24 protein-coding genes and 1 pseudogene are annotated in these 24,658 nt (G+C 67.4%); 12 read left to right on the top strand and 13 right to left on the bottom strand.

The window, feature by feature from the left end; translation table 11 throughout:
• The first annotated feature begins 119 nt into the window (after nt 1-119).
• The 7 genes from EWM63_RS00350 to EWM63_RS00320 all read left to right on the top strand — a co-directional run bounded on the left by EWM63_RS00350 (nt 120) and on the right by EWM63_RS00320 (nt 6,109).
• A complete protein-coding gene (locus EWM63_RS00350; protein ID WP_371861266.1) occupies nt 120-776 on the top strand; it encodes a 3-oxoacid CoA-transferase subunit A in 657 nt (218 codons plus the stop codon).
• On the top strand, nt 773-1,435 hold the full coding sequence (locus EWM63_RS00345) for a CoA transferase subunit B (protein WP_207221208.1): 663 nt from the start codon (nt 773-775) through the stop codon (nt 1,433-1,435). Before EWM63_RS00350 ends, EWM63_RS00345 begins: the two co-directional genes overlap by 4 nt.
• Nucleotides 1,432-2,634, top strand: coding sequence for a 3-oxoadipyl-CoA thiolase (gene pcaF / locus EWM63_RS00340; protein ID WP_130184781.1), 1,203 nt, complete (start codon nt 1,432-1,434; stop codon nt 2,632-2,634). Before EWM63_RS00345 ends, pcaF begins: the two co-directional genes overlap by 4 nt.
• Before the next feature lie 143 nt (nt 2,635-2,777).
• Nucleotides 2,778-3,632 (top strand): branched-chain amino acid ABC transporter permease, encoded by an 855-nt coding sequence (locus tag EWM63_RS00335; RefSeq protein ID WP_130184780.1) that lies wholly within the window; start codon nt 2,778-2,780, stop codon nt 3,630-3,632.
• A complete protein-coding gene (locus EWM63_RS00330; protein ID WP_130184779.1) occupies nt 3,629-4,663 on the top strand; it encodes a branched-chain amino acid ABC transporter permease in 1,035 nt (344 codons plus the stop codon). The genes EWM63_RS00335 and EWM63_RS00330 overlap by 4 nt, the downstream gene beginning before the upstream one ends.
• Nucleotides 4,663-5,415: an ABC transporter ATP-binding protein gene (locus EWM63_RS00325; RefSeq protein WP_130190080.1), complete on the top strand. Its 753-nt coding sequence runs from the start codon at nt 4,663-4,665 to the stop codon at nt 5,413-5,415. Before EWM63_RS00330 ends, EWM63_RS00325 begins: the two co-directional genes overlap by 1 nt.
• Nucleotides 5,408-6,109: an ABC transporter ATP-binding protein gene (locus tag EWM63_RS00320; protein WP_130184778.1), complete on the top strand. Its 702-nt coding sequence runs from the start codon at nt 5,408-5,410 to the stop codon at nt 6,107-6,109. The genes EWM63_RS00325 and EWM63_RS00320 overlap by 8 nt, the downstream gene beginning before the upstream one ends.
• Before the next feature lie 249 nt (nt 6,110-6,358).
• Here EWM63_RS00320 and EWM63_RS00315 read toward each other — a convergent pair whose 3' ends face one another.
• Nucleotides 6,359-6,862 carry a MarR family winged helix-turn-helix transcriptional regulator gene (locus EWM63_RS00315; RefSeq protein WP_130184777.1) on the bottom strand — a complete coding sequence of 168 codons (504 nt, stop codon included), beginning with the start codon at nt 6,860-6,862 and terminating at the stop codon, nt 6,359-6,361.
• Between the two features lie 125 nt (nt 6,863-6,987).
• Between EWM63_RS00315 and EWM63_RS00310 the strand changes: the two genes are divergently transcribed.
• The 3 genes from EWM63_RS00310 to EWM63_RS00300 are packed head-to-tail and all read left to right on the top strand — an operon-like array spanning nt 6,988 to nt 10,231.
• Complete coding sequence (locus tag EWM63_RS00310; protein WP_130190079.1) at nt 6,988-8,070, top strand: Rieske 2Fe-2S domain-containing protein; 1,083 nt, start codon at nt 6,988-6,990, stop codon at nt 8,068-8,070.
• Nucleotides 8,067-9,023 carry a PDR/VanB family oxidoreductase gene (locus tag EWM63_RS00305; RefSeq protein ID WP_130184776.1) on the top strand — a complete coding sequence of 319 codons (957 nt, stop codon included), beginning with the start codon at nt 8,067-8,069 and terminating at the stop codon, nt 9,021-9,023. The genes EWM63_RS00310 and EWM63_RS00305 overlap by 4 nt, the downstream gene beginning before the upstream one ends.
• A gap of 29 nt (nt 9,024-9,052) precedes the next feature.
• Entirely contained in the window at nt 9,053-10,231 is a 1,179-nt protein-coding gene (locus tag EWM63_RS00300; RefSeq protein WP_130184775.1) for an ABC transporter substrate-binding protein, read from the top strand.
• Nucleotides 10,232-10,354: 123 nt separating this feature from the next.
• Here the strand turns inward: EWM63_RS00300 and pcaCD are convergent, their stop codons facing one another.
• Genes pcaCD through pcaH form a run of 4 tightly spaced genes read right to left on the bottom strand, consistent with a single transcriptional unit; the run spans nt 10,355 to nt 14,225 of the window.
• Nucleotides 10,355-11,599, bottom strand: coding sequence for a bifunctional 4-carboxymuconolactone decarboxylase/3-oxoadipate enol-lactonase PcaCD (pcaCD, locus tag EWM63_RS00295; RefSeq protein WP_130184774.1), 1,245 nt, complete (start codon nt 11,597-11,599; stop codon nt 10,355-10,357).
• On the bottom strand, nt 11,596-12,984 hold the full coding sequence (locus tag EWM63_RS00290; RefSeq protein ID WP_130184773.1) for a lyase family protein: 1,389 nt from the start codon (nt 12,982-12,984) through the stop codon (nt 11,596-11,598). The genes pcaCD and EWM63_RS00290 overlap by 4 nt, the downstream gene beginning before the upstream one ends.
• A 19-nt stretch (nt 12,985-13,003) precedes the next feature.
• Nucleotides 13,004-13,519, bottom strand: coding sequence for a peptidase associated/transthyretin-like domain-containing protein (locus EWM63_RS00285; protein ID WP_130184772.1), 516 nt, complete (start codon nt 13,517-13,519; stop codon nt 13,004-13,006).
• A gap of 10 nt (nt 13,520-13,529) precedes the next feature.
• Nucleotides 13,530-14,225 (bottom strand): protocatechuate 3,4-dioxygenase subunit beta, encoded by a 696-nt coding sequence (gene pcaH / locus EWM63_RS00280; protein WP_130184771.1) that lies wholly within the window; start codon nt 14,223-14,225, stop codon nt 13,530-13,532.
• A gap of 158 nt (nt 14,226-14,383) precedes the next feature.
• Here pcaH and EWM63_RS00275 point away from each other — a divergent pair, with 158 nt between their 5' ends.
• Nucleotides 14,384-15,151 carry an IclR family transcriptional regulator domain-containing protein gene (locus EWM63_RS00275; RefSeq protein ID WP_130184770.1) on the top strand — a complete coding sequence of 256 codons (768 nt, stop codon included), beginning with the start codon at nt 14,384-14,386 and terminating at the stop codon, nt 15,149-15,151.
• Nucleotides 15,152-15,305: 154 nt separating this feature from the next.
• On the opposite strand, the gene EWM63_RS00270 is transcribed toward EWM63_RS00275, so the two are convergent.
• Nucleotides 15,306-16,202: a helix-turn-helix domain-containing protein gene (locus EWM63_RS00270; RefSeq protein WP_130184769.1), complete on the bottom strand. Its 897-nt coding sequence runs from the start codon at nt 16,200-16,202 to the stop codon at nt 15,306-15,308.
• Between the two features lie 123 nt (nt 16,203-16,325).
• On the opposite strand from EWM63_RS00270, the gene EWM63_RS00265 reads away from it, so the two are divergent.
• The gene (locus tag EWM63_RS00265; RefSeq protein ID WP_130184768.1) at nt 16,326-17,492 is read left to right on the top strand and encodes a 4-hydroxybenzoate 3-monooxygenase; all 1,167 of its coding nucleotides are present in this window, start codon (nt 16,326-16,328) and stop codon (nt 17,490-17,492) included.
• An 80-nt stretch (nt 17,493-17,572) separates the two neighbouring features.
• Here EWM63_RS00265 and EWM63_RS00260 read toward each other — a convergent pair.
• The 7 genes and pseudogenes from EWM63_RS00260 to EWM63_RS00230 all read right to left on the bottom strand — a co-directional run bounded on the left by EWM63_RS00260 (nt 17,573) and on the right by EWM63_RS00230 (nt 24,579).
• A pseudogene (locus EWM63_RS00260) lies at nt 17,573-18,948 on the bottom strand (MFS transporter).
• Between the two features lie 126 nt (nt 18,949-19,074).
• Nucleotides 19,075-20,205 carry a porin gene (locus EWM63_RS00255; RefSeq protein WP_229487642.1) on the bottom strand — a complete coding sequence of 377 codons (1,131 nt, stop codon included), beginning with the start codon at nt 20,203-20,205 and terminating at the stop codon, nt 19,075-19,077.
• A gap of 22 nt (nt 20,206-20,227) precedes the next feature.
• On the bottom strand, nt 20,228-21,403 hold the full coding sequence (locus EWM63_RS00250; RefSeq protein WP_165390699.1) for a Bcr/CflA family efflux MFS transporter: 1,176 nt from the start codon (nt 21,401-21,403) through the stop codon (nt 20,228-20,230).
• A 47-nt stretch (nt 21,404-21,450) separates the two neighbouring features.
• On the bottom strand, nt 21,451-21,903 hold the full coding sequence (aroQ, locus tag EWM63_RS00245) for a type II 3-dehydroquinate dehydratase (RefSeq protein ID WP_130190077.1): 453 nt from the start codon (nt 21,901-21,903) through the stop codon (nt 21,451-21,453).
• A gap of 21 nt (nt 21,904-21,924) precedes the next feature.
• Nucleotides 21,925-22,812, bottom strand: coding sequence for a sugar phosphate isomerase/epimerase family protein (locus tag EWM63_RS00240; RefSeq protein WP_130184766.1), 888 nt, complete (start codon nt 22,810-22,812; stop codon nt 21,925-21,927).
• Nucleotides 22,809-23,654 carry a shikimate dehydrogenase family protein gene (locus EWM63_RS00235; RefSeq protein WP_130184765.1) on the bottom strand — a complete coding sequence of 282 codons (846 nt, stop codon included), beginning with the start codon at nt 23,652-23,654 and terminating at the stop codon, nt 22,809-22,811. Before EWM63_RS00235 ends, EWM63_RS00240 begins: the two co-directional genes overlap by 4 nt.
• Nucleotides 23,647-24,579, bottom strand: coding sequence for a 4-hydroxyphenylpyruvate dioxygenase (locus EWM63_RS00230; RefSeq protein WP_130184764.1), 933 nt, complete (start codon nt 24,577-24,579; stop codon nt 23,647-23,649). The genes EWM63_RS00235 and EWM63_RS00230 overlap by 8 nt, the downstream gene beginning before the upstream one ends.
• Nucleotides 24,580-24,658 lie beyond the last annotated feature (79 nt).

Genomic DNA, 24,658 nt, shown 5'->3' with positions numbered 1-24,658 from the left:
TTCTTGACCTTCGCAGGCGGCGGTGCGACACTCGCGGTGTTCGATTAACAGATTATAGTTCGATTATCGAACATTTGTTTTGAAAAGGAACCATCGTGATTGACAAGACTATCGACACCATGGCGCAGGCCGTGGCCGGCATTCATGACGGCGCGACCGTGATGATCGGCGGCTTCGGCAATGCCGGCATGCCGGCGGCGCTGATCGACGCGCTGATCGCACAGGGCGCGCGCGACCTCACCATCGTCAACAACAATGCCGGCAACGGCGAAACCGGCCTCGCCGCGCTGCTGAAGGCCAAGCGGGTGCGCAAGATCATCTGCTCGTTCCCGCGCCAGGCAGATTCGCAGGTGTTCGACGCGCTGTACCGCGCCGGCGAGATCGAGCTGGAACTGACGCCGCAGGGCAACCTGGCCGAGCGCATCCGTGCCGCCGGCGCCGGCATCGGCGGCTTCTTCTCGCCGACGGGCTACGGCACGCTGCTTGCCGAAGGCAAGGAAACCCGCACCATCAACGGCAAGAACTATGTGCTCGAATCGCCGATCCATGCCGACTTCGCGCTGATCAAGGCGCTGCACGGCGACCGCTGGGGCAACCTCGTATATCGCAAGACGGCCCGCAACTTCGGCCCGATCATGGCCACCGCCGCGAAAGTCACCATCGCGCAGGTCACGCGCATCGTCGAACTGGGCGAACTCGATCCCGAGCACATCGTCACGCCGGGCATCTTCGTGCAGCGCGTGGTACAGGAGAGCGCACAAGGAGGCAAGCAATGACTATCCAGAAAATGAGCCGCGACGCTATGGCGAAACGCGTCGCGCAGGACATCCACGAAGGCGCCTACGTCAACCTGGGCATCGGCCTGCCGACGATGGTGGCGAACTACCTGCCGGCCGACCGCGAGATCTTCCTGCACAGCGAGAACGGCCTGCTGGGCATGGGCCCGGCGCCCGCGCCCGGCGAGGAGGATGAAGACCTGATCAACGCCGGCAAGCAGCCGGTCACGCTGCTCACGGGCGGCGCGTACTTCCACCATGGCGATTCGTTCGCGATGATGCGCGGCGGCCACCTCGACATCTGCGTGCTGGGCGCCTTCCAGGTATCGGCTACCGGCGACCTGGCAAACTGGCACACCGGCGCGCCGGATGCGATTCCCGCCGTCGGCGGCGCGATGGACCTGGCGATCGGCGCGCGCCAGGTGTTCGTGATGACCGACCACCAGACCAAGTCCGGCGAAAGCAAGATCGTGGAACAGTGCAGCTACCCGCTGACGGGCATCGGCTGCGTCAACCGCATCTACACGGATCTCGCCGTGATCGACGTCACCTCCGATGGCCTCGTCGTGCGCGAGATGGTCGAAGGCCTGACGTTCGAGGAACTGCAACGCCGCACGGCGGCACCCCTGATTGCCGCACCGAAGGAGGATTCGAAATGACCGAAGCATTCATCTGCGATGCGATCCGCACCCCGATCGGCCGCTACGGCGGCGCCCTGAAGGACCTGCGCGCCGACGATCTGGGCGCGCTGCCGCTGGCCGAGCTGGTGCGCCGCAATCCCACCGTGGACTGGGAAGCCATCGACGACGTGATCTACGGCTGCGCCAACCAGGCCGGCGAGGACAACCGCAACGTGGCGCGCATGTCCACCTTGCTGGCCGGCCTGCCGCAGCGCGTGCCCGGCAGCACCGTCAACCGCCTGTGCGGCTCCGGCATGGATGCCGTGGGCCTCGCCGCCCGCTCGATCCGTTCCGGCGACACAACGCTGATGATCGCCGGCGGCGTCGAATCGATGACTCGCGCGCCGTTCGTGATGGGCAAGGCCGACAGCGCCTTCTCGCGCAACGCCGCGATCTATGACACGACGATCGGCTGGCGCTTTCCGAACCCGCTGATGAAGAAGCTGTATGGCACCGACTCGATGCCGGAAACGGCGGAGAACGTGGCCGACGATTTCAACATCAGCCGCGAAGACCAGGACCGGTTCGCACTGGCCAGCCAGCAGCGCGTGGCCGCCGCCCAGGCGGCGGGGTATTTCGCTGCCGAGATCATGCCGGTGACGATCCCGGTCAAGAAAGGCGAACCGGTCGTGTTCAGCCAGGACGAGCATCCCCGCGCCACCACGATGGAAGCGCTGGCGAAACTGAAGGGCGTCGTGCGTCCGGATGGCACCGTCACCGCCGGCAACGCGTCGGGTGTCAACGACGGTGCTTGCGCACTGCTGCTGGCCAACGAACAATCGGCGGCGGCGCACGGCCTGGTGCCGAAGGCGCGCATAGTCGGCATGGCCACGGCCGGCGTGGCGCCGCGCGTGATGGGCATCGGCCCGGCACCGGCCACGCAAAAGCTGCTGGCGAACCTGGGCATGACGCTGGACCAGTTCGACATCATCGAACTGAACGAAGCGTTCGCATCGCAGGGCATCGCCGTGCTGCGCGAACTGGGCCTGTCGCAGGACGACCCGCGCGTCAACCCGTGGGGCGGCGCGATCGCGCTGGGCCACCCGCTGGGCATGAGCGGCGCGCGCCTCGTCACCACGGCCATGAACCAGCTGCACCGTGGCGGCGGCAGGTTTGCATTGTGTACCATGTGCATTGGCGTGGGCCAGGGCATCGCCATCGTGATCGAACGGGTGTGATGCGCATGTAAGCAAGCGGTAATACAGCCAATGCGGCCAGCCGACAAAGAGCGGCGGCCGCATCGGGCCTTGAAATTTGATTCTTGGAGAATCGAGGAGACAACCATGGATATCCATCCTGAATACCCCTTTGGAGGCCGGCGATGATCGGCGTCCTGTTCGATGGCGTGGCGTACGGCAGCCTGCTGTTCATGATCAGTGTCGGCCTGTCGGTCACGATGGGCATGATGAACTTCATCAACCTGGCCCATGGCGCGTTCGCGATGCTGGGCGGCTACGTGTGCGTGATGCTGCTCGATCGCGCCGGCGTGCCATTCCTCGCCACGTTGCCGCTGGCGTTCCTGGCATCGGCATTCGTCGGCTTCGTTCTCGAGCGCACGCTGTACCGCCGGCTGTACAAGGCCAGCCACCTGGACCAGGTGCTGTTCTCGATCGGCCTCACGTTCATGGCGGTGGCCGGCGCCACGTACTTCTTCGGCCCCACGCAGCAACCCGTCAGCCTGCCCGAGTGGCTGCGCGGGCAGGTGTCGCTGTTCGGCCTGGAGGTGGGCACCTACCGGCTGTTCCTGATCGGCGTCGTCATCGTCGTCACCGCGCTGCTGGGTCTCCTGATCGAGCGCACCCGCTTCGGCGCGCAGATCCGCGCGTCCGTCGACAACCACACGGCGTCCGAGGGCCTGGGCATCAATGTCAGCCGCGTGTTCAGCCTGACGTTTGCGCTGGGTTCCGGTCTGGCGGGGCTGGGCGGCGGCCTGGGTATCGACGTGCTGGGGCTCGATCCCAGCTTCCCCGTCAAGTACATGGTCTACTTCCTGCTGGTTGTCGCCGTCGGCGGCGCGGGCACGATCACCGGCCCGCTGCTGGCCGCCATCGTCCTTGGCGTGTTCGACGTGGCCGGCAAGTACTACGTGCCGGAAGTGGGCGCGTTCGTCATCTACGCACTGATGGTCGTGCTGTTGCTGGCGTTCCCCGCCGGCCTGGTAAGGAGAAAGGCATGAACGCATTGTCGAAAGCTGAAGTCGTCGTGGATGCGCCGGCGCGCGCCGCGGCGCCGTCTCCCATTCCGCGCCTGCCGGATGGCCGCTGGCATCCGCTGGAAATCGTGTTCTGGCTGCTGCCCGTGGCCAGCTGGTTCCTGTTCCCGCAATACCTGGTGCTGACCAGCCAGATCATGATCGTCGGCCTGTTCGCGCTGTCGCTGGACCTGATCCTCGGCTACGCGGGCATCGTGTCGCTGGGGCATGCGGCATTTTTCGGGCTGGGCGCCTACACGGCCGGCCTGCTGTCCGTGCATGGCTGGGGCGAGCCGGTCACCGGCCTGCTGGCCGGCGCGGTGGTGGCCGGCATCTTCGGCTGGATCGTCAGCTTCCTCGTCGTGCGCGGGCAGGACCTGACGCGCCTGATGGTCACGCTGGGCATCGGGCTGATGCTGTTCGAGGCCGCGAACAAGGCCTCCTGGCTGACGGGCGGCGTCGATGGCCTGTCCGGCATGATGGTGGGGAACCTGCTGGGCGTGTTCGAGTTCGACCTGGAAGGCAAGACCGGCTTTGTCTACAGCTATGTCGTGCTGTTCCTCGTGTTCCTCGTGCTGCGCCGCCTCGTGGCTTCGCCGTTCGGCCTGGGCCTGCGCGGTATCCGCGAAGGCGGGCGCCGCATGCCGGCGATCGGGGCGGATGTCAACCGGCGGCTGCGCGCTGTCTTCACCGTGGGCGCCGTGGTGGCCGGCATCGCCGGCGCGTTGCTGGCGCAGACGACCCAGTTCGTCGGCCTGGACATGCTGGGCTTCCCCCGCTCGGCGGAACTGCTCATCATGCTGGTGCTGGGCGGCACGGGGCGCCTGTACGGTGCGCTGATCGGCACGGCCGTGTTCATGATCGCGCAGGACAAGATCGCCGGCATCAATCCCACGTACTGGCAATTCTGGATCGGGCTGCTGCTGGTCTGCATCGTGCTGTTCGCGAAGGGCGGCATCGTCGGTGGCTGCGCCGCGCTCATGGAGCGGCGGCGCGAACGGAAGGAGGCAAAATGATGGATACAACCCTGAGGACGGAAGGCCTGTCGAAGAGCTGGGGCGCCTTCAAGGCCAACAGCGACGTGTCGCTGACGTTTACGCCCGGCGCCCGCCATGCGCTGATCGGCCCGAACGGCGCCGGCAAGACCACCTTCATCAACCTGCTCACGGGCGGCTTCGCGCCCACCAGTGGCCGCGTGTTCCTGGGCGGCGAAGACATTACCGCGCTGCCGCAGCACCAGCGCGTGAAACGCGGCATGACGCGCACGTTCCAGATCAACACGCTGTTTGCCGGGCTGACGGTGCTCGAATCGGTCGTTCTGGCGATAGGCGAGCGGCGCGGCCTGCAGAACGTGTGGTGGAAAACCGTGGCGCGCCACCACGACATGGTTGACGAGGCAATGGCGCTGCTGCAATCGCTGCGCCTGGCCGACCAGGCCAACAGCATCACGCGCAGCATGGCTTACGGCAAGCAGCGCCTCGTGGAAATCGCGCTGGCGCTGGCCACGCAACCGAAGATCCTGCTGCTCGACGAACCGGCCGCCGGCATCCCGCAAGCCGAAAGCCGCGAGCTGTTCGAAGTGATCTCGGGCTTGCCGCGCGACGTGACGATCCTGTTCATCGAACACGACATGGGCCTCGTGTTCAAGTTCGCCGAGCGGATCACGGTGCTCGTGGGCGGCAAGGTGCTGACCGAAGGGACGCCTGCGGAAATCGCCGCGGACCGGCGCGTAAAAGAAGTGTACCTGGGGGAGGGTGGTCATGACTGAACTGCTGGCGGTGGAACGGGTGACGGCCGGTTATGGCGAATCCGTCGTGCTGGAAGACGTGTCGTTTGCGCTGGACGAGGGCGACAGCCTGGCGCTGCTGGGCCGTAACGGCGTGGGCAAGACCAGCCTGCTCACCACGCTGATGGGCCTGACGCGGCTGCACAAGGGCGCGATCCGGTGGGCCGGCAAGGATATCGCCCGCGTGGCGCCGTACAAGCGGGCCCGTGCCGGCCTGGGCTGGGTGCCGCAGGAGCGGCACATGTATCCGTCGCTGACGGTCGAGGAACACCTGACCGTCGTCGCGCGGCCGGGCCGCTGGGACGTGAAGAAGATCTACGAGGTCTTCCCGCGTCTGCAGGAACGGCGCACCAACATGGGCAACCAGCTCTCCGGCGGCGAGCAGCAGATGGTGGCCATCGCCCGCGCGCTGATGACGAACCCGCGCATGCTGCTGCTGGACGAACCGATGGAAGGGCTGGCGCCGATCATCGTGCAGGAGCTGCTGGGCGTCATCCGCAAGCTGGTGCAGGACGAGGGCCTGTCCGTGATCGTCGTCGAACAGCATGCCCGCCTCGCCCTGTCGCTGACGCAGCGCGCCATCGTGCTGGACCGCGGGTGCATCGTGCACGATTCGGACAGCCGCGAGCTGCTGGACGATGGCGCCAAGCTGGACCGGCTGGTGTCGGTGGCCTGAGCACGGCCGCCACTGCAGAGCCCGTGTCCACCTTGGGGGCGCAGCAGGGGTTTCAAGGAGCACTGCCCCTTGCCTGCGTCGCGGTCATGCCATGCAGGGCATTATTCCTTCCAACCTCAAAAGTGGACACGGGCCCGGCAGTCGCAATCGTTGCCAACGTACGTTCAACGGTCGTTAGTGACGAGCTCGTGTCCGATTCGAGGGTTGACCCCATGGTGGACACGGCCTGGGCAGTCGTGTCATGCGGCGTTATGCTGCTGCATCCGGCCGGGCCAGCGGTGCGCGGCTCTGGTCGTTGTTTTCAAGGACGAGTTTATCCAGCAGCCGCATGAATTGCGCCTGCTCGCGCTCCGTCAGCGGCGCGAGCAGGCGTTCGCGCAGGCGGTGCACGGCGGGGTCGAGCCGCTTCAGCAGGGCGGTGCCGGCCGTGGTGATCGTCAGCGCCCGCTGGCGGCGGTTGTGCGGAATCACCTTGCGTTCCAGTAGCCCCTTTTCCTCGAGCCGGGCGCACACGCTGGCACCGGTCGACGTGTCGATCGCCACCAGGCCGGCCAAGGTCACCTGGTCGATGCCTGGGCGCGCGGCCAGGGTGCGCAGCAGCGCATACTGCACCGGCGTCAGTTCGCCGCCGATTTCATCGTGGAAGATCGATACGGAGATCTGTTGCGCGCGGCGCAGCAGGTGGCCGGGGTGTTCGTGCAGGTCGAGCAGCTCATTGCCGTTGTTCTTGCCGTTGTCGTTTTCATTGTCCATGGGTCGCCGATAAATATTTGTCGCGCACAGTTTACTTTGGGTTCCGACTGCGCGAATATTCAGTGTACTGAATATCGAAGTTCAGCACCAACAATAATGACCAAGGAGACTGCATGACTTCCATCCTGTACCCAAAAAATGCCTGGTACGTCGCGGCCACGCCCGACGAAATCGTGGACAAGCCCCTGGGCCGCCAGATCTGCGGCGAAAAGATCGTGTTCTACCGCGCGGCGCAGGGCGTGGCCGCCGTGGAGGACTTTTGCCCGCACCGTGGCGCGCCGCTGTCGCTGGGCTTCGTGCGCGACGGCACGCTGGTGTGCGGCTATCACGGCCTGCAGATGGGCTGCGACGGCAAGCCGGTCGCCATGCCCGGCCAGCGCGTGCGCGGGTTCCCGTGCATCCGCAGCTATCCCGTCGTCGAGCGGCATGGCTTCATCTGGGTCTGGCCCGGCGATGCCGCGCAGGCCGATCCGGCCGCGATCCCGCACCTGCACTGGGCCGTCGACGCGGGCTGGGCGTATGGCGGCGGCCTGTATCACATCGGCTGCGAATACCGGCTGATGATCGACAACCTGATGGACCTCACGCACGAGACCTACGTGCATGCCTCGTCGATCGGCCAGAAGGAAATCGACGAGGCACCCGTCACCACGAAAACGGTGGGCGATGAAGTGATCACCAGCCGCTTCATGGAGAACGTAATGCCGCCGCCATTCTGGCAGGCGGCCCTGCGGGGCAACGGCCTGCCCGACGACGTGCCGGTAGACCGCTGGCAGATCTGCCACTTCACGCCCCCCAGCCACGTCATGATCGAAGTGGGCGTGGCGCTGGCCGGCAAGGGGGGCTACGATGCGCCGGCCGAGTTCAAGGCCTCGTCGATCGTGGTGGACTTCATCACGCCGGAAACCGACACCACGCACTGGTACTTCTGGGGCATGGCGCGCCATTTCAGGGCGGACGACGCGGCGCTCACCGACACGATCCGCACCGGCCAGGGCAAGATCTTCGGCGAAGACCGGGACATGCTGGAACAGCAGCAGGCCAACATCCTGCGCCATCCGGAGCGCAAGCTGCTGATGCTGAACATCGATGCCGGCGGCGTGCAGTCGCGCAAGATCATCGACCGCTGGCTCGCCCGGGAAACTGCTGCGCCGGAGCCGGCATCGGCACCCGCACCCACATCCGCATCGGCGCAGGTGGCGGCATGAGCACGCTGCGCCTGAGGGTTGCATGCCGCACCAGCGAGGCGGAGGGTATCTGCAGCTACGAGCTGGTCGCCACCGACGGCACGCCGCTGCCGCCGTTCACGGCCGGCGCGCACATCGACGTGCACCTGGGCGGCGGCATCGTGCGCCAGTACTCGCTGTGCAACGCGCCCCATGAAACGCACCGCTACCTGATCGGCGTGCTGCGCGAACCGGCGTCGCGCGGCGGGTCGCGCGCGATGCACGAGCGGATCGTCGAAGGCGCGGAGCTGGAGGTGAGTGAGCCCCGCAACCATTTCGGGCTGGCCGAAGGGCCGCACCACAGCGTGCTGTTCGCCGGGGGGATCGGCATCACGCCGCTGCTGGCGATGGCCGAACACCTGCACGCGCGAAACCTGCCGTTCACGCTGCACTACAGCGTGCGCGGCGGGGCGCGTGCCGCGTTTCGCCGCCGGCTGGAGGCGGCGCCGTTCGCGTCGCGGGTGCGCCTGCACATCGACGACGAAGGCACGGGGCTCGACGTACCGGCCGCCCTGGCTGCCTGTCCGCCGGGCACGCACGTCTACGTGTGCGGCCCGGCCGGCTACATCGATCACGTGCTGGCCACGGCCCGTGCGCTCGGCTGGAGCGATGACCGCCTGCACCGCGAGTATTTCGGCGCCGCCCCCGCGGTCGCCGAGGGGGGCGAGCGCGCGTTCGACGTGCGCATCGCCAGCAGCGGCCGCACGTACACGATTCCCGCGGGCCGCACCGTGGTGCAGGTGCTGGCCGATCACGGCGTGGACGTGCCGGTGTCGTGCGAACAGGGCGTTTGCGGCACTTGCCTGACGCGTGTGCTGGATGGCGTTCCCGAACACCACGACCTGTACCAGACGGAGGAGGAACAGGCGGCCAACGACCAGTTCACCCCGTGCTGCTCGCGCGCGAAGTCCGCGCTGCTGGTGCTCGACCTGTAGTTTTGCATACTTACAACAAGGAGGAGACCATGACACACCAACCGAAACGCCGTACCCTGCTGGCCGGCATCGCCGCTGCCGCGACCGCATCGCTGCCACCTTTCGCATCCGCCGCCGAGCCGTTCAAGGTGGGCCTGATCGTGCCGATGTCCGGCCCGTTCGCCTCCACCGGCCGGCAGATCGAGGCGGCCGTCAAGCTGTACCAGCAACGGCACGGCGACAGCGTGGCGGGGCGCAAAATCGAGATCGTCCTGAAGGACGACGGCGGCGTGGCGCCGGACGTGACGAAGCGCACCGCCCAGGAGCTGGTGGCGCGCGACAAGGTGCGCGTGCTGGCCGGCTTCGGCCTCACGCCGCTGGCACTGGCCGCGGCGCCCGTCGCCACGCAGGCGAAGGTGCCGATGATCGTGATGGCCGCGGCCACGTCGATCATCCCGCAGCGCTCGCCGTTCATCGTGCGCACCGGCTTCACGCTGGCGCAGGTGACGGCGCCGCTGGCCGACTGGGCGGCGAAGAACAAGATCGGCCGGGCGATGACGTTCGTGGCCGACTATGGCCCGGGGCTCGATGCGGAAAAGGTGTTCGTCAAGCGCTTCACGGCCGGCGGCGGCAAGGTGATCGATTCGCTGCGCGTGCCGCTGCGCAATCCCGACTACGCGCCGTTTCTAGCGCGGGTGAAGGATGCCCGGCCGGACGCATTGTTCGTCTTCGTGCCCTCCGGCGAAGGCGCGGCCGTGCTGAAGCAGTTCAGCGACCGCGGCCTGGCCGCCGCCGGCATCCGGCTGATCTGCACCGGCGACGTGCTGGACGACGACCTGATTGCCGGCATCGGCGCGGCCGCGAACGGCGTCGTCAGCAGCCACCATTACTCGGCGGCGCATCCGTCGCCGGACAACAAGGCCTACGTGAGCGCGTTCATGGCGGCCAACAAGGGCATGCGGCCCAACTTCCACTCGGTCGGCGCCTATGACGGCATGCACCTGCTGTATCAGGCGCTGGCCAAGGCGGGCGGCAATGCCGATGGCGCACAGCTCGTTGCCGCGATGAAGGGCATGGCATGGAACAGCGTCCGCGGTCCGGTGCGGATCGACCCGGCCAGCCGGGACATCGTGCAGACCGTGTACATCCGCAAGGCGGCGCAGGTCGATGGCGGCATGTTCAACGTGGAGTTCGACCAGGTCGCCAACTTCGCCGACCCGGACGTGTAATCACGGCAAAACTGGGGACAGACCCTGTTTTACAGGAAAGTAGCTGAAGCTGGAGGCGGGCCGGTTCGCGAGGCCGCCTAAGCTAGATGAAATTTCCTGAAAACAGGGGTACGTCCCCAGTTTTTATGCCAGGAAAGCCTGGACGGCGCGGGCGAAGGCGGCGGGCTGTTCGATGGCGGCGATGTGCGATGCATCGGGCAGCACGACCAGCTGTGCGCCGGGGATCGCGTCGGCGATGGTTTGCGACATGGCCACCGGCGCGCCCTGGTCGAGTTCGCCGGCGATCACCAGCACGGGCACCGTGATGGCGGAAAGGCGGGCGGTCGTGTCGACGTTGCCGACGGCATGGCAGCAGCCCACGTAGCCGATCGGATCGGTGCTGGTCAGGCGCCGCCGCCAGCGCGCGACGGTGCCGCCGTGCGTGGCGCGGAACGCTTCGTGGAAATAGCGGCCCATCACGGTGTCGGCAATCGCGTCGATGCCCTGTTCGCGCACGGTGGCGATCCGCTGCTGCCATCCCTCCCGCGCCGCTTCCGGATAGCCGGACGAGGAGTTGGCGATGACGAGTGCCTGGACCAGCGCCGGATGGCGCAGCGCCAGCTCCTGGCCCACCATGCCGCCCATCGACAGCCCGATCCACGTGACCGGCCCGGTGCCCAGTTCCAGCAGCAGGCGCGCGGCATCGTCGGCCAGCGCGGCCATGTCGTAGGCGCCGTCCGGCGCTTCGGAGCCGCCGTGGCCCCGGTGGTCGTAGGCGATCACGCGGCAGTCCTCGGCCAGCAGATTGCCCAGGCCGTCCCACATCGACAGGTCCATGCCCAGCGCGTGGCTCAGCACGATGGTGCGGCGCGGCGCCTGGCCGTTGCGCGGCTCGCGAACGGTGTAGTGCAGGGCGGGGCGGCTGGCGGTGCGCCGTTCGCTGCCGACGCCCGGGTGCGGCACGGTGCCCGGCTGCGTGGGCGCGAGCGGGTGCTGCATCTCGCGCAGGATCTGCTGCGTGTGCGCGAACGCCGTGTTCGCGGCCGGCACGCCGGCGTAGATGGCGGACTGCATCAGCACTTCCTTCAGCTCGTCCGGGCTCAAGCCGCCCTCGGCGCCGGCACGGAGCGCGGCGCGCACATGCAGCTCGAACTCTTCCCACCGCCCCAGCGCGATCGTGATCGACAGCACAATCGCGCGCCGCGTCTTGTATTCCAGGCCGGGGCGGCCCCAGATCTCGTTCCACGCGAAGCGCGTGATCAGGTTCTGGAAATCGGCATTGAAGGCGTTGGCGTTGTCGAGCGAGCGGTCCACCCAGGCATCGCCGAGGATAGTGCGGCGGTTCTGCAGGCCGCGTTCGAAGTCGTGATCGAAAGGATCGTGGGTCATTGCGTAGGTTCCATGTTGAGGGAGGCGGCTTCCTCGCGGAGCCGGGCGAGCTGGCGCACGGCCAGCCGGCGGGCGGACGATGCGGCGGCCACGGGGTCGAACAGCGCCTGCAATGAAGCGAGGTCGCAGCGGTCGCGCAGCGCATCGCTGGAGGACACCGCCTCGGGCAGCAGGTCGGCCAGGTGACGGCCTTCGGCCACCACGCGGCGCGTGAGGCCTTCGACGAATTCGTGGGCGGCCGGGCGGCCGATGTATTCTGCCAGCCCGATCGACAGGGCTTCGGCGAAGATCAGCCCTTGCAGCGCATCGATGTTGCGGCGCATGCGGCCCGTGTCGACCGTGAGTGCGCCGAAGGCGTCGTTCAGCGCCTGCAGGGCGCCGTGCGCGCTGATGAACAGCGGCGGCCATTCGGCAAGCTCGGCCTGCCAGTTGCCCAGGCCACGCTCGTGCTGCTGCCCCATCATGGCCAGCAGCGAGGCGGCATGCTGCGGCGTGCGGCCGGCGGCGGCCAGCGCGATCATCGCCGATACCGGATTGCGCTTGTGCGGCATGGCCGACGATCCGCCGCGGCCATTGCCCGACGGTTCGGCCAGTTCGCCGATCTCGCCCTGCGCCATCAGCGACAGGTCCGTGGCGATCTTGCCCAGGCTGCCCGTCATGACGGCCACTTCCAGCCCGAGGCGCACCCATTCGTCGCGCTGCGTGTGCCATGGCGCGTCGGCCACCTGCAGGCCCAGGTCGTCCGCCAGGCGGCGTGCCACCGCGTCGCCGGCTTCGCCCATCACGGCCAGCGTGCCGACGGCGCCACCCAGTTGCAGGCGCAGCGCGCGACCGGCCGCGTCGCGCAAGCGCTCGCGGGCACGCAGCAGCGGCGCGGCCCAGCCCAGCACCTTCCAGCCAAGGCTCGTCACCTGCGCCGGCTGCATCAGCGTGCGCGCCAGCACGGGTGTGTCGATGTGCGCTTCGGCCAGCGCCAGCAGGGTGTCCGTCAGCTGCGCCAGCCCGGCATCGAGCAGGGTCAATGCCTCGCGCGTGGCCAGCACGAGGGCCGTGTCGACCACATCCTGGCTGGTGCTGCCCCAATGGACGAAGGCCGCGCTGTCCTTGTCGTACAGCGCGACCGTATTCGTGAGTTCCTTGACCAGCGGGATGGCCAGGCTGCCGGCGCGGCGGCTGGCCGCGATCAGCGCCGGGATGTCATACAGCTGCGCATTGCAGACGCCGGCGATGGCGCGTGCCGCCGCGTGCGGGACCAGGCCCTCGGCCGCCTGCGCGGCGGCCAGGCCCTGCTCGAAGCGGAACATGCCCTGCACGATCGCGGCATCGTCGAAGACCGCGATCATGTCGGTCGTCGTGAGGAAGCTGTCGAAGATCGATACGCTCATCCGTTTCTTCTCCCCGTCTTCACGTGTAGTCGAAGAAGACGGTTTCGGCATCGCCCTGCATGCGGATATCCCAGCGATAGCTGCCGTCCGGCTGGCGGCGCGCCAGCAGCGTGTCGCGGCGCGCTTCGGGTACCTGGGCCAGCAGCGGCGACACCGGCGCGTCGTCCAGGAACACGGCGGTGAACTGGTGCTTCACCAGGCCGCGCGCGAAGATGGTGACGAAAGCGGCGGGCGCATCGGCCGGCGCATCGGCGGGGCGGGACAGGCGGAACTGGAATTCGCCCGCTTCGCCGCTGGGAATGCGGCGGAACCCCGGGATGGCCTGCTGCGCCTCGGCCGCCGCAGCGTGCGGGTTCCAGGCTTCGAGCTGGGCGTCGTTGATCGGCGCGCCGTCGCCATCGTAGATGATGCCGCGCACGGTGACGGTGGGGGCGGTCGTTTCCACGCTGGCGGTGGCGTCGACGGCCCATTGCCATGCTTCGTGCGAGAAGGGGCCGATGGTTTGCGAGGTGGTGATGTTCACTTGGTTCGTCATGCTGGTCTCCTTACAGGCCCATCGGGGTAGCGTCGCGTCCGCGCAGGACGATGTCGAATTCATAGCCGAGCAGGTGTTCGTGCATCGTCTCCTCGATCGAGAAACGCGAGACGAGGCGCTGGCGTGCCGCCGCGTCGGGCACGCTGTTGAAGATCGGATCGTAGTCGAACAGCGGGTCGTTCGGGAAATACATCTGCGTGACGAGGCGCTGAGCATACACGTTGCCGAACAGGGAAAAGTGGATGTGCGCCGGGCGGAACGCCTTGTGGTGGTTGCCCCACGGGTAGGGGCCGGGGCGCACCGTCACGAAGCGGTAGCGGCCCTCGTCGTCCGTCAGCATCTTGCCCCAGCCGTTGAAATTCGGGTCGAGCGGCGCGTTGTGCTGGTCCTTCTTGTGGCGGTAGCGGCCAGCCGCGTTGCATTGCCACACTTCGACGAGCGAATTGCGCACGGGCTTGCCGTCTTCATCCGTGACACGGCCGGTCACGACGATGCGCTCGCCGATCGCTTCGCCGGCGCAGCCTTCCGGCCGCGTCAGGTCGATCTCGCCCGGCAGCACGAGGGCGGGCGTGGCGATGTTGTCACGGACGGGCAGGGCCGCGTCGAGGCGCAGCAGGGGCTGCAACGGGCCGCGCTTGATGGTGGATTTGTATTCGGGATGAACGAGTTCCGGATACACGCCGGATGGGACGGGATCGAATTTCACTAAAGTCTCCTCGTGCGCACTGCGCAATGTAATGGATGCGGTGGTCGGATGCAGGCCATGTTAGGCCTTGGGCACCTTCGACTTCAACGGGGCAATGTCTGGCTCCATGCGCAGTGCGCACACTATGTGCGATACTCGCACAAAATAGGAGATTTCTCATGGACCCAGTGACGCCCCACCCGCGCGATCTCGTCGCCGGCCTGGAAAAAGGCTTGCAGGTGATCGAGGCATTCGACCAGGAACGCGCGCGGCTGACGATCGCCGAGGTGGCCGGCCGTACCGGCCTGACGCGGGCCGCCGCGCGGCGCTACCTGATCACCTTGACGCACCTGGGCTACATGCGGCACGACAACAAGCTGTTTTCGCTGACGCCGGCCGTGCTGCGGCTGGGGCAGTCGTACCTGCATTCGGCGCGGCTGCCGCGCATCGCGCAACCGCTGCTGTACCGCCTGGCGTATTCGCTGGGAGAGGCGGCATCGTGCGGTGTGCTCGACGACCTCGAGCTCGTGTGCGTGGCCGCCGTCAGTGCGGGGCGCCTCGTGTCGACGACCTTGCAGCCGGGCACGCGCGTGCCGGCCTACTGCACCGCGAACGGCCGCGTGCTGCTGGCGCACCTGCCGCCGGACGCGGTGGAGCGCTACCTGTCCACCGTGGAGCCCGAGCGCATCACGGCGCACACGATCGTGCACCGCGAGCGGCTGGCACTGGAAATCGCGCGGGCGCGCGAGCAGGGCTATGCCCTCGTCGACCAGGAGCTGGAACTGGGCTTGCGGGCGATCGCGGTCCCGCTGCGTAATTTTCGCGGCGAGATCGTGGCCGCGCTCAATGTCAGCGTGCACGAAGGGCGGATGCCGCTCGATGCGATGGTTGAGCGCTGCCTGCCGGCCATGGTCAAGATCCAGGCGGAACTGTCGGCATTGCTGTAGGCCAAAACTGGGGACGTACCCCTGCTTAGAAGAAAAATAGGGGACGTACCCCTGTTTCCAGGAAACGTCTCGGACATTGCGGCGATCGGTGGCCATTCGCCGGTATCCTGGCCACGTTTCCTGGAAACCAGGGTCTGTCCCCAGTTTTGCTTTACTATAACGGGGTGGTGATGGCGGCGCCGCTTCGAGACTGTTCGCGGTACTGCTTCGGCGTCACGCCCAGCCGTTTGCGGAACAGCCGGCTGAAGTAGGCCGGGTCCTGGAATCCCAGTTCATAGCCGATGCTGGCCACCGACGCGGGCACGTAGGTGAGCTTGCGGCACGCTTCGAGCATGAGCCGGTCCTGCGCCATCTCGAAGGCGGACTTGCCGGCCAGCTTCATGCACAGGCGGTTCAGGCGCACGGCCGTCACGCGCAGCTCGCCGGCATAGCGGCCCACCAGCCACTGCTCGCGGAAATGTTCTTCCACGAGGGCGCGGAAACGGCTGAACAGTTCGAATTCCACATGGCCCGACTGGTCGGCCATGCGCCGCTCCGTTTCCAGCCGCACCAGCAACAGCAGTACACTGCGGGCCAGCCATTCCACCATCAGCGCCTGGCCATAGCGCGGGCCGGCCGCCTCCAGCAGCAACTGGTGCAGCAGCGCCGCCAGGCGGTCCTGCACGACCGGGTTTTCGTGCAGGCGCATGGCCTGCGGGCGCAGGAACAGCGGCGCGAACAGGTCCACCGACAGCACCACGTTCTGGTCCATCGTCAGCACATAGCCCTGCGCTTCCTCGGAAAAATCAAACGCGTGCACGACGCTCGGGTGGATCGTGATGACGGTGGGGCCGTCGCACTCCCACTGCATGGTTTCCACCTGCGCGCTGACGTGGCCGGCCATCAGGAACAGCACCTGGAACAGCCCGAGGTGCGTGTGCGGGCCGATGTGCCAGTCGTGCAGCCGGCTGCGCGTTTCGATCAGCTCGATGTGCACGAACTCGGCATTGTCGATCGGCGTATTGTCGCCGTACAGGGCGAACCGGGGAATTTCGTTGGGCAGCGTTTTCATGTCGTCCTGCACAGGCCTTTGCAAAATAGTACAAGTTTTTGCAGGCTTCATCCATTTTTTTATTGTGACAGCAGCATTACGATCCGTTCACGACCTTAAATTAATACCAGACGGAGACTTACCATGCGTACCCAGGCAGCCATCATCGGCGCCGGCCCAGCGGGCCTGCTGCTATCCCACCTGCTGCACCTGCAGGGCATCGAATCGGTCGTGCTCGAGAGCCGCAGCCGCGAAGAGATCGAATCGACGATCCGCGCCGGCGTGCTCGAGCAGGGCACGATGGACATCCTCGACAATGCCGGCGTCGGCCAGCGGATGCGCGAGCTCGGCGCGCTGCATCATGGCATCGAATTGGCGTTCGGCGGCCGCCGCCACCGCATCGACCTGACCGAACTGACGGGCAAGGCGATCACCGTGTACCCGCAGCATGAAGTGATCAAGGATCTCGTTGCCGCGCGCCTCGCCGCGGACGGCCAGATCCTGTTCGACGTATCCGACGTGGGCATCGAGGGCATCGACAGCGAAGCGCCGGCCGTCACGTTTACCCATCGCGGCGAGCGCAGCCGCATCGATGCCGACTTCGTCATCGGCTGCGATGGCTTCCATGGCGTCTCCCGTAAAACGCTGCCCGCGGCGGCGCGCACCGAGTTCCAGCGCACGTATCCGTTCGGCTGGTTCGGCATCCTCGTCGAATCGGCGCCGTCGTCCGAAGAGCTGATCTATGCGCAGCATGAACGGGGTTTCGCCCTGATTTCCACGCGCACGCCGCAAGTGCAGCGGCTGTACTTCCAGTGCGATCCCGCGGACCACGTGGACAACTGGTCGGACGACCGTATCTGGGCCGAGCTGCACGCCCGCGTGGAAACCAGCGATGGCTGGAAGGTGAACGAAGGCCGCATCTTCCAGAAGGGCATCATCGGCATGCGCAGCTTCGTCTGCACGACGATGCGGCACAATCGCCTGTTCCTTGCCGGCGACGCGTCGCACATCGTGCCGCCGACCGGCGCGAAGGGCATGAACCTGGCCGTGTCCGACGTCAAGTTCCTGGCCGAAGGCCTGGACATGTTCTACCGGAAGGGCAGCAGCGAACTGCTGGACGGCTACAGCGAGCGGGCGCTCAAGCGCATCTGGCGCGCCGAGTATTTCTCGTGGTGGATGACGCGCATGCTGCACACGTTCGCCGACGCCACGCCGTTCGAACGGGAGATGCAGCGCGCGGAGCTGGAGAACGTGGTGGGTTCGCGGGCGCTGGCGCAGGCGCTGGCGGAGAATTACGTGGGCGCGTTCTGATGGCGCTGTTAGCGTAAAAAAATCCCCGGTATGTCGTACCGGGGATTTTTTTTGCCTGGATCAGTCCAGCTTCACACGGCTCACGCCGCGCGTTCGTGCCCGCTTCCCTTCACCGGCGCGGCGCTGGCCTTGCGCAGCCGCACATACTCTTCCTTCGGCATCGGCACGGCATCCACCTTGCCCAGGTCTTCCATCCTGATCCGGTAGGTTTCGCGGGCTGACAGCGCGGCCAGCGCGGCGATCACGGTCACGCCGAACGTGATGGCACCCACCTTCAGCGGGATGTCGTTGGCCCCGGGGGCGCCACGAAGGCGAAGACGGCCGGCAGCATCGCGGTGACCAGCGTGCCCAGGTTCTGCGAGATCGCCATGGCGGACACGCGGGTGCGGGTCGGGAACAGCTCGGGGTAGAAGCTCGGGAACACGGCGTTGTAGCCCTGGTACACGACGCCCCACATCAGCAGCGACATGGCGATCGCCAGCGGCACGTTATGAATGCTGATCGCATACAGGTAGCCGAACGACAGCAGGCCGGAGAGCAGGGCGCCGACGACGATCGGCGGCTTGCGGCCCACCTTGTCGGCCAGGATGCCGACGAACGGGATCACCAGCACGGCCAGGCAATTGCCCAGCACGGGGATCCACAGGTACACATCCTTCGAAAAGCCGTTGCCGTACCCGGGCTGCACCGCGTAGGCGGCGCCGAAGATCGACGTCACCACGGGGATCACGTTCATGAACGCCATGCACACCACGCGCAGCATGTCGCGCCAGCTTTCCGTCACCGCTTCCACCATCGGCGCCTTGGCGCGCTTGTTTTCCTGCGCGAACGCCGGGGTCTCGTGCACGTTGCGGCGGATCAGGTAGCCGGCGAGGATGACGAAGGCGCTGAGCAGGAACGGGATGCGCCAGCCCCACGCGTTGAACTGCGCGTCGGGCATGAAATGCGCCAGCGGCAGGAAGACGGCGGCGGCCAGGATCTGGCCGGCCTGCACGCCCTGCAGCGTGAAGCTGGCGTAGAAGCCGCGGCGGCCGAACGGCGCGTGTTCCAGGATCATCGAGCTGGCCCCGGAAATCTCGCCGGCCACGGCGAAGCCCTGCACGAGCCGCAGCACCACCAGCATGGCCGGCGCCAGCACGCCCACCTGTTCATACGTGGGCAGCAGGCCGACGGCCATCGTCGAGATCCCCATCAGGAACATGCACATCAACAGCACGTACTTGCGGCCCCGCGTGTCGCCCCAGTGGCCCAGCATGAACGCGCCGATCGGGCGGGCGATGTAGCCCACGCCGTAGGTGGCCAGGGAGGCGACGATCGCCGTTTTCGGATCGGTGGACGGGAAGAAAATCTGCGGAAAGACCAGCGTGGCGGCGGTGGCGTAGATAAAGAAGTCGTAGTACTCCAGTACCGAGCCGATCCAGCCGCTCAGCGTGGCCTTGCGGGCTTGTGATTTCATGGTTGGCCCCCGGCCGTCGGGGCATGATGGGGTTGCAAAGCTGTGCACATATCGTCCTCCAAGTATAGTGTGCGCCCGCGGGCGCCGTTGATTCACGGGGTTGCGTTCTCTTGACGGAACTGTTTTCTAGAATTTGTGCAGGATGCCCAGCTGCACGCCGGTCAGGCGGCGGCCATTGATGTCGTCGCCGGCCAGGTTGGCCGACGGCCCGGCCGAGCTGCTGAAGCGGAACCCGGCGGCGGCATCGTTCTTCAGCCACGCGGCGAACGCGTACAGCGACGTGCGCCGCGACAGGTCGTAGTAGCCGCCGGCGCTGGCGCCGCGCGCGCCGGCGCCGCCGCCCGATTGGTCGTGGATCTCGCCGTACAGCGCGCCCACGCGCAGCCGTTCGTCGACGCGGTAGTCGGCCGAGAGCTGCCAGATGTGGTAGTAGCGCGTCGCGTTCGGGTCGGTGCCGGCAAAGTAATTGTTCGGAATCGATACGTTGCTGAGAATGGTGCCGGCGTTGTTGCCGCTGGCGTTGGCCGTCGAGTTATTGCTGCGCACGAAGGTCGCGTACAGCGTGCCCCGGCCGTAGCGGTAGTTGGCGTAGACGTTGTGGTAGCGGATCTTTTCGTGCACGGTGGCCGTGGCATCGTCGGGACTGGCCTGCAGGCCCGCATAGCCGAAGCGGAACGGCGCGCGCGTATAGTCCAGCGCCAGTTGCCAGATCGGGTGGTTGCCGCGCGTGGCGCCGCCGTTTTCCGGCAACGCATAGTGCACGGTGGCCTCGAAGCCGCCGATGCGCGGGGAGCGGTAGGACAGGTCGTTGTCGTAGCGCGACGGGATGCCGAAGGAATTGACGACGGAACCGAATGTGGTGCGGTCCGTGTAGTCGATGGCGCCGCCGATCATGAAGATCTCGGTGTTCTGGCGACCGGCGCGGAACTCGCCCGCCTTCGTGGCCAGGCCGAGCCACGCCTGGCGGTCGAACAGGCGGCTGGTGTCGGCCGCCGAACCGGCATCGGCGTTCAGGCCCATCTCCAGCACGTACTTCAGCTGCACGCCATCGCCCAGGTCTTCGCTGCCGCGCACGCCGAGGCGGCTGCGCAGGATCGCGCCATCGTTCAGGCCCGTGACGTGGGCGCCCCTGTCGTTGCGCACGTGGCCGATGTATTCATCGAAGTTGCCGTACAGGGTCACACCGGTGGCCTGGGCGCCGGCAAGGGCCGGGCAGGCGACCGCCATCCAGGCCGCGAGGATTTTCGCTTTCATCATGTCTCCGTTGTTGTGAATATTGTTATTGGCTGGCGGGGCGGGGCAGCGGGCCGTCGCGGCACGCCAGCGGCACGAATACGAGGGCGACGACGGCCAGCAGCGCGGTGATGCACCCCATCGCCGCCACCAGCGTGTCGGAAGGCGACGCGCCGCTGGCCGAAGCCAGCTGGCCGCTGACGAAACCCGTGGCCGTCAGCACGAAGCCCGACACGGCCGCCGCGCGCCCCGCCTGGGCCGGGAACGGCGCCACGGCCCCGGCCTGGCCGCACGGGTTGTGGAAACCGTGGCCCAGCATGTACACGCACTGCGGCAGTACCAGCGCCCACACCGCATGCACGCCGCCGTGCCACAGCAGCACCTGGCCGGCGCCGCCGAGCAGCGACAGGCAGGCACCGAGCCGCACCACGCGCGGCACGCTCCAGTGCCGCAGCAGCCGGCCGCAGAGTACCGTGCCCAGCAGGAATGCCAGCGAGCACAGGGCGGGCAGCGCGCCGTAGGCCAGGCGCGACATGCCGAACTCGCCGATGAACACGAAGGGCGACAGGATCAGGAAGCACAGCGCGCCTGAAAAGGACAGGCCCGCCAGCAGCGCGCAGGCGACGAACTGCGGATGCGCCAGGAAGGTCAGCAGCCCTGCCGGGCGATCGCCTTCCGGCCGGCGCCACGTTTCGCGGTAGCCCGTGTACACGGCCAGCCATGCCAGCACGCCGAAGCCGGCCACCATGCCCAGCGTGGCATGCCAGCCCAGGTAGTGCGCCGCCAGCCCGCCGGCGAGCGGGCAGGCCACGCCGATCGCGCTTTGTCCGGTCAGGCTGCGGGCCATGGCGCGCATGCCGGCGGCGCCCGCATGCTGGTCGCGGATGATGGCGCGCGCGGCGATCACCGATGCCGCCGTGCCGATGCCCTGCACGGCGCGCGCCGCCAGCAGCATGGGCAGCGCCGGTGCGAGCGCGCCGGCGATTGCTGCCAGCACGTACAGCGCCAGGCCCCAGAGCAGCAAGCGGCGCCGCCCGTAACGATCGGCCAGCGGTCCCGCCGCCAGTTGCGCGATGCCGAAGGCCAGGATGAAGACCGTCAGCGTGGCCTGCGCCTGCCCCGCCGCCACATCCAGGTCCGCCGCGATGTGCGGCAGCGCCGGCAGGTACAGGTCGGTGGCGACCGGTTGCGCGGCCAGCAGCAGCATCAGTACGATGGACATCGGAACGATGGGCTGCGGAGCGACGGGGGAAGGCACACCGTGCATGGTCAGGCGTTTCCGTTCCGGTTTCCGTGATCGGCCAGTGCCGCGATCGCCAGCGCATAGCCCTGGACACCCAGCCCGGCGATCACGCCCTGCGCGGCCGGGGCGATGAAGGAATGGTGCCGGAACGGTTCGCGGGCATGCACGTTCGAGATGTGCAGCTCAATCACGCGCACCGACGCACCCTTGATCGCATCGTGCAGTGCCACCGACGTGTGCGTATAGGCGCCGGCGTTCAGCACCACGCCGGCCAGCATGCCGGCAGCCTGCGCGGCGCCCGCCTCGTGCAGTGCGTCGAGCAGCACGCCTTCGTGGTTCGACTGGCGGAAGTCGAGCGCGAAGCCGTGCCTGGCGCAGGCGTCGCGGCACAGGCCTTCCACGTCGGCCAGCGTGTGCGCCCCGTAGATGCCCGGTTCGCGCGAGCCCAGCAGGTTCAGGTTCGGGCCATTCAATACCATGATCGTCCGCACGGCCGCTCCCTATGCCATCGCCGCATGGTGCGGCGTGGCGTGCAATACCGGCAGGCTGCGGCGCAGCACCTGGTCCGTCACCCACTTCGCGCCGGCGTGCGCGCGCTTCGCCACGAAGGCCTGCGGCAGCTGCACATAATCGTCGTTGAACACTTCGAAGCTGAAGTCGCCCCGGTAGCCGGCGCGGTCGAGGCGGCGCAGCATGTCCGACAGTTCCTTCGAATGCGCCCCCTCGCCCGGGAACACGCGCAGGTGGCGCGCCGTTTCCAGCCGCTCCTCGGCATTGCGCAGCTCGCGCCACATGTAGTCGGACAGCTGCACGAGCGCGATCTTGTCGCTGGGGATCTCGTCGAGCCCATCGAGATCGGCATCGTTGGCCAGCATATGGTACGAATCGAGGATCACGCCGAGGTTGGCGTGGTCGGCCAGCGCCACGGCTTCCCACGATTGCAGGTAGCCGTTCACGTGGCGGCCCCACGACAGGGCTTCATAGCCGATCCGCACACCCAGCGGCACGGCCAGCGTGGCCAGCCTGGCGAGATCGCGGGCGATGTGCGCCATGTCGCCGCTGGCGTGCTTCGACGTGCTGGAGCACACCATCAGCAACGGCGCGCCCACCGCGCGGGCCACCAGCAGCATCTGCTTCGCGATATCGAGCTTGTAGTCGTGCAGCGCGCCGGACAGGCCCTCGTAGTCGCGCATTACCTGGATGCCGGTGACGCGCAGGCCGCTGCCCCGCACCAGCGCCACCGCCGCCTCGAGGCCGCCCGGATAGGTGGCCAGGTCGCGTGCCCACAGCATGATCTGCGTGAAGCCGCTGGCGCGCGAGGCCGCCAGTTTCGATTCGAGCGATCCGCCCAGCGTGATCGTATCCATGCCGAAGTTCGACAGGTTCATAAAGCCTCCAGTGCGCGGAATGCATCCGCCGATATGCCGTGCCAGCCGAACAGTTCCAGGTACAGCGGCGATTGTTCGATCATCATTTCCTTGCCCTTCTGGATGCGGCAGCCCAGGTCCCGCGCCGTGTGCAGCAGCCGCGTCATTTCAATCTTCATGCCGCAGTCGGCCACGATGCTTGACTGGGCGATGCCGGCGAGATCGACCGGCAGCGGGTCGTTCGCGTCCATGCCGAGCGGCGTGCAATTGACGACCAGGTCGTGGCCGGCCCCGTGCGGCGTGCCGACGGCGACTGCAACGGCCGGGAAGGCCTGCTGCAGCCGTTCGCGCAGCGCCTCGGCCTGCCCGGGGCGCGTGTCGCAGATGGCAAGGCGGGCGATGCCGCGCGCGGCCAGTGCCTCGGCCACGGCGCAGCCGACGCCGCCGCTGCCGACCACCAGCGCGCTGGCACTGCGCCAGGGGAACGGCGTGTCGCCGCAGGTGCGGTCGAATGCGCGGATGAATCCTTCGCCATCGATCAGGTCACCCAGGATGCGGCCGTCGGCGCCCTTGTAGATCGCGTTGCAGGCCCCGGCCAGCAGTGCGCGCGGGCTGGCTTCGTCGACGGCCGTCACGCTCATCGGCTTGTGCGGGATCGAGACGAAGATGCCGCCCACGTTTTCCATCGCCATCAGCGTGCGCACCGCGGCCGTGTACTGGCCCGGCGCCACCTTCAGCGGGATCACGCGGGCATCGATGCCGTGGCGCTGGAAGAAGGCGTTGAACAGCGTGGGCGCCTTGACCTGCTCGACGGGCCAGCCGATCACCGGGAAAATGCGCGTGGTACCGGAAATCTCAGTCATGCGTGTCTCCGGCGGTGCGCTGTTCCAGGCTGCTCGCGACGAGCTCGAAGCTGACGCCGCCCCTGTACAGTTGGGTGAGTGCGCCGCGTTGCGACGGCTCGCGGTCCTGGAAGACGATGCCGCGCTCCTTCAGCGCCCGCACCGCCGCGGCCACGTCCGGCGCGCCGAGGCCCACGCGGATCAGCTGTTCTTCCCATTGCAGGCCGCCGGCGCCCTCCGGCGGTTCGACCAGCTGCAGGTAGAAGCGGTGGCACGGGCTTGCCAGCAGCGTTCCTTTCGGCACGACGCCGAACCAGGTGCCCTCTGCCAGCGGCTGGAAACCCAGCATCTGGCGATAGAAATCCGTCCATTCCGGCGCGCGGCCGGCGCCGATCGCCTGCACCACACCGAAGAAATGCAGCCCGGCGACCGCCGGTGGCTGCGCCGTGGCGCCCGGTTTTGCGCTGGCGTCGATCGGCTTGAAGTCGACGTCGTAGATCGAGAAGTCGCCGACACGGTCGACGAAGTACAGGATCGAATCGCCCGCGCAGTGCACGCCGGGGATGTTCAATTCCATCACGCCGGCACGGGTCGGGATCGGCCACGCACCCATGTCGACGGCGCGGCGGTAGGCGACATCGGCGTCGCGCACGCGCAGGGCGATGGCGCCGATCACGGTGGCCTGCGGTTCGCTCTCGGCGATCGCCAGCGTGCGCGGGTCGGCATTGACGATGACGTTCATGCCGCCCTGGCGATACAGCGTGACTTCGCGCGAACGGTGGCGGGCCACGGCGGCAAAGCCCATGGCTTCCAGCAGGGCGCCGAGCGCCTGCGGCTGCGTGGTGGCGTACTCGATGAATTCGATGCCGTCGATGTTCAGCGGATTGTTGTGCAGCGGGCTGGCCGGTGGCGCGGCGGGTTCGACGGGCAGGGGTGGCTGGCTCATGGCGTTCCTCGTGTGATTCAGTGCACTGAGTATAGAAAGGCGCCACTGCCAAAAAAACACCGTGAAACCAGTGAAAATA

Origin of the sequence: Pseudoduganella lutea (genome assembly GCF_004209755.1) — a bacterium.
GTDB lineage: Bacteria > Pseudomonadota > Gammaproteobacteria > Burkholderiales > Burkholderiaceae_D > Rugamonas > Rugamonas lutea.
This window is presented reverse-complemented; position numbering and strand designations above follow the sequence as displayed.

Bases quoted from the DNA above. Each gene is read 5' to 3' on its own strand.
- EWM63_RS00350 (WP_371861266.1), top strand. From the start codon at position 120: ATGGCGCAGGCCGTGGCCGGCATTCATGACGGCGCGACCGTGATGATC.
- EWM63_RS00345 (WP_207221208.1), top strand. From the start codon at position 773: ATGACTATCCAGAAAATGAGCCGCGACGCTATGGCGAAACGCGTCGCG.
- pcaF (WP_130184781.1), top strand. From the start codon at position 1,432: ATGACCGAAGCATTCATCTGCGATGCGATCCGCACCCCGATCGGCCGC.
- EWM63_RS00335 (WP_130184780.1), top strand. From the start codon at position 2,778: ATGATCGGCGTCCTGTTCGATGGCGTGGCGTACGGCAGCCTGCTGTTC.
- EWM63_RS00330 (WP_130184779.1), top strand. From the start codon at position 3,629: ATGAACGCATTGTCGAAAGCTGAAGTCGTCGTGGATGCGCCGGCGCGC.
- EWM63_RS00325 (WP_130190080.1), top strand. From the start codon at position 4,663: ATGGATACAACCCTGAGGACGGAAGGCCTGTCGAAGAGCTGGGGCGCC.
- EWM63_RS00320 (WP_130184778.1), top strand. From the start codon at position 5,408: ATGACTGAACTGCTGGCGGTGGAACGGGTGACGGCCGGTTATGGCGAA.
- EWM63_RS00315 (WP_130184777.1), bottom strand. From the start codon at position 6,862: ATGGACAATGAAAACGACAACGGCAAGAACAACGGCAATGAGCTGCTC.
- EWM63_RS00305 (WP_130184776.1), top strand. From the start codon at position 8,067: ATGAGCACGCTGCGCCTGAGGGTTGCATGCCGCACCAGCGAGGCGGAG.
- EWM63_RS00300 (WP_130184775.1), top strand. From the start codon at position 9,053: ATGACACACCAACCGAAACGCCGTACCCTGCTGGCCGGCATCGCCGCT.
- pcaCD (WP_130184774.1), bottom strand. From the start codon at position 11,599: ATGACCCACGATCCTTTCGATCACGACTTCGAACGCGGCCTGCAGAAC.
- EWM63_RS00290 (WP_130184773.1), bottom strand. From the start codon at position 12,984: ATGAGCGTATCGATCTTCGACAGCTTCCTCACGACGACCGACATGATC.
- EWM63_RS00285 (WP_130184772.1), bottom strand. From the start codon at position 13,519: ATGACGAACCAAGTGAACATCACCACCTCGCAAACCATCGGCCCCTTC.
- EWM63_RS00275 (WP_130184770.1), top strand. From the start codon at position 14,384: ATGGACCCAGTGACGCCCCACCCGCGCGATCTCGTCGCCGGCCTGGAA.
- EWM63_RS00270 (WP_130184769.1), bottom strand. From the start codon at position 16,202: ATGAAAACGCTGCCCAACGAAATTCCCCGGTTCGCCCTGTACGGCGAC.
- EWM63_RS00265 (WP_130184768.1), top strand. From the start codon at position 16,326: ATGCGTACCCAGGCAGCCATCATCGGCGCCGGCCCAGCGGGCCTGCTG.
- EWM63_RS00255 (WP_229487642.1), bottom strand. From the start codon at position 20,205: ATGATGAAAGCGAAAATCCTCGCGGCCTGGATGGCGGTCGCCTGCCCG.
- EWM63_RS00250 (WP_165390699.1), bottom strand. From the start codon at position 21,403: ATGTCCATCGTACTGATGCTGCTGCTGGCCGCGCAACCGGTCGCCACC.
- aroQ (WP_130190077.1), bottom strand. From the start codon at position 21,903: ATGGTATTGAATGGCCCGAACCTGAACCTGCTGGGCTCGCGCGAACCG.
- EWM63_RS00240 (WP_130184766.1), bottom strand. From the start codon at position 22,812: ATGAACCTGTCGAACTTCGGCATGGATACGATCACGCTGGGCGGATCG.
- EWM63_RS00235 (WP_130184765.1), bottom strand. From the start codon at position 23,654: ATGACTGAGATTTCCGGTACCACGCGCATTTTCCCGGTGATCGGCTGG.
- EWM63_RS00230 (WP_130184764.1), bottom strand. From the start codon at position 24,579: ATGAGCCAGCCACCCCTGCCCGTCGAACCCGCCGCGCCACCGGCCAGC.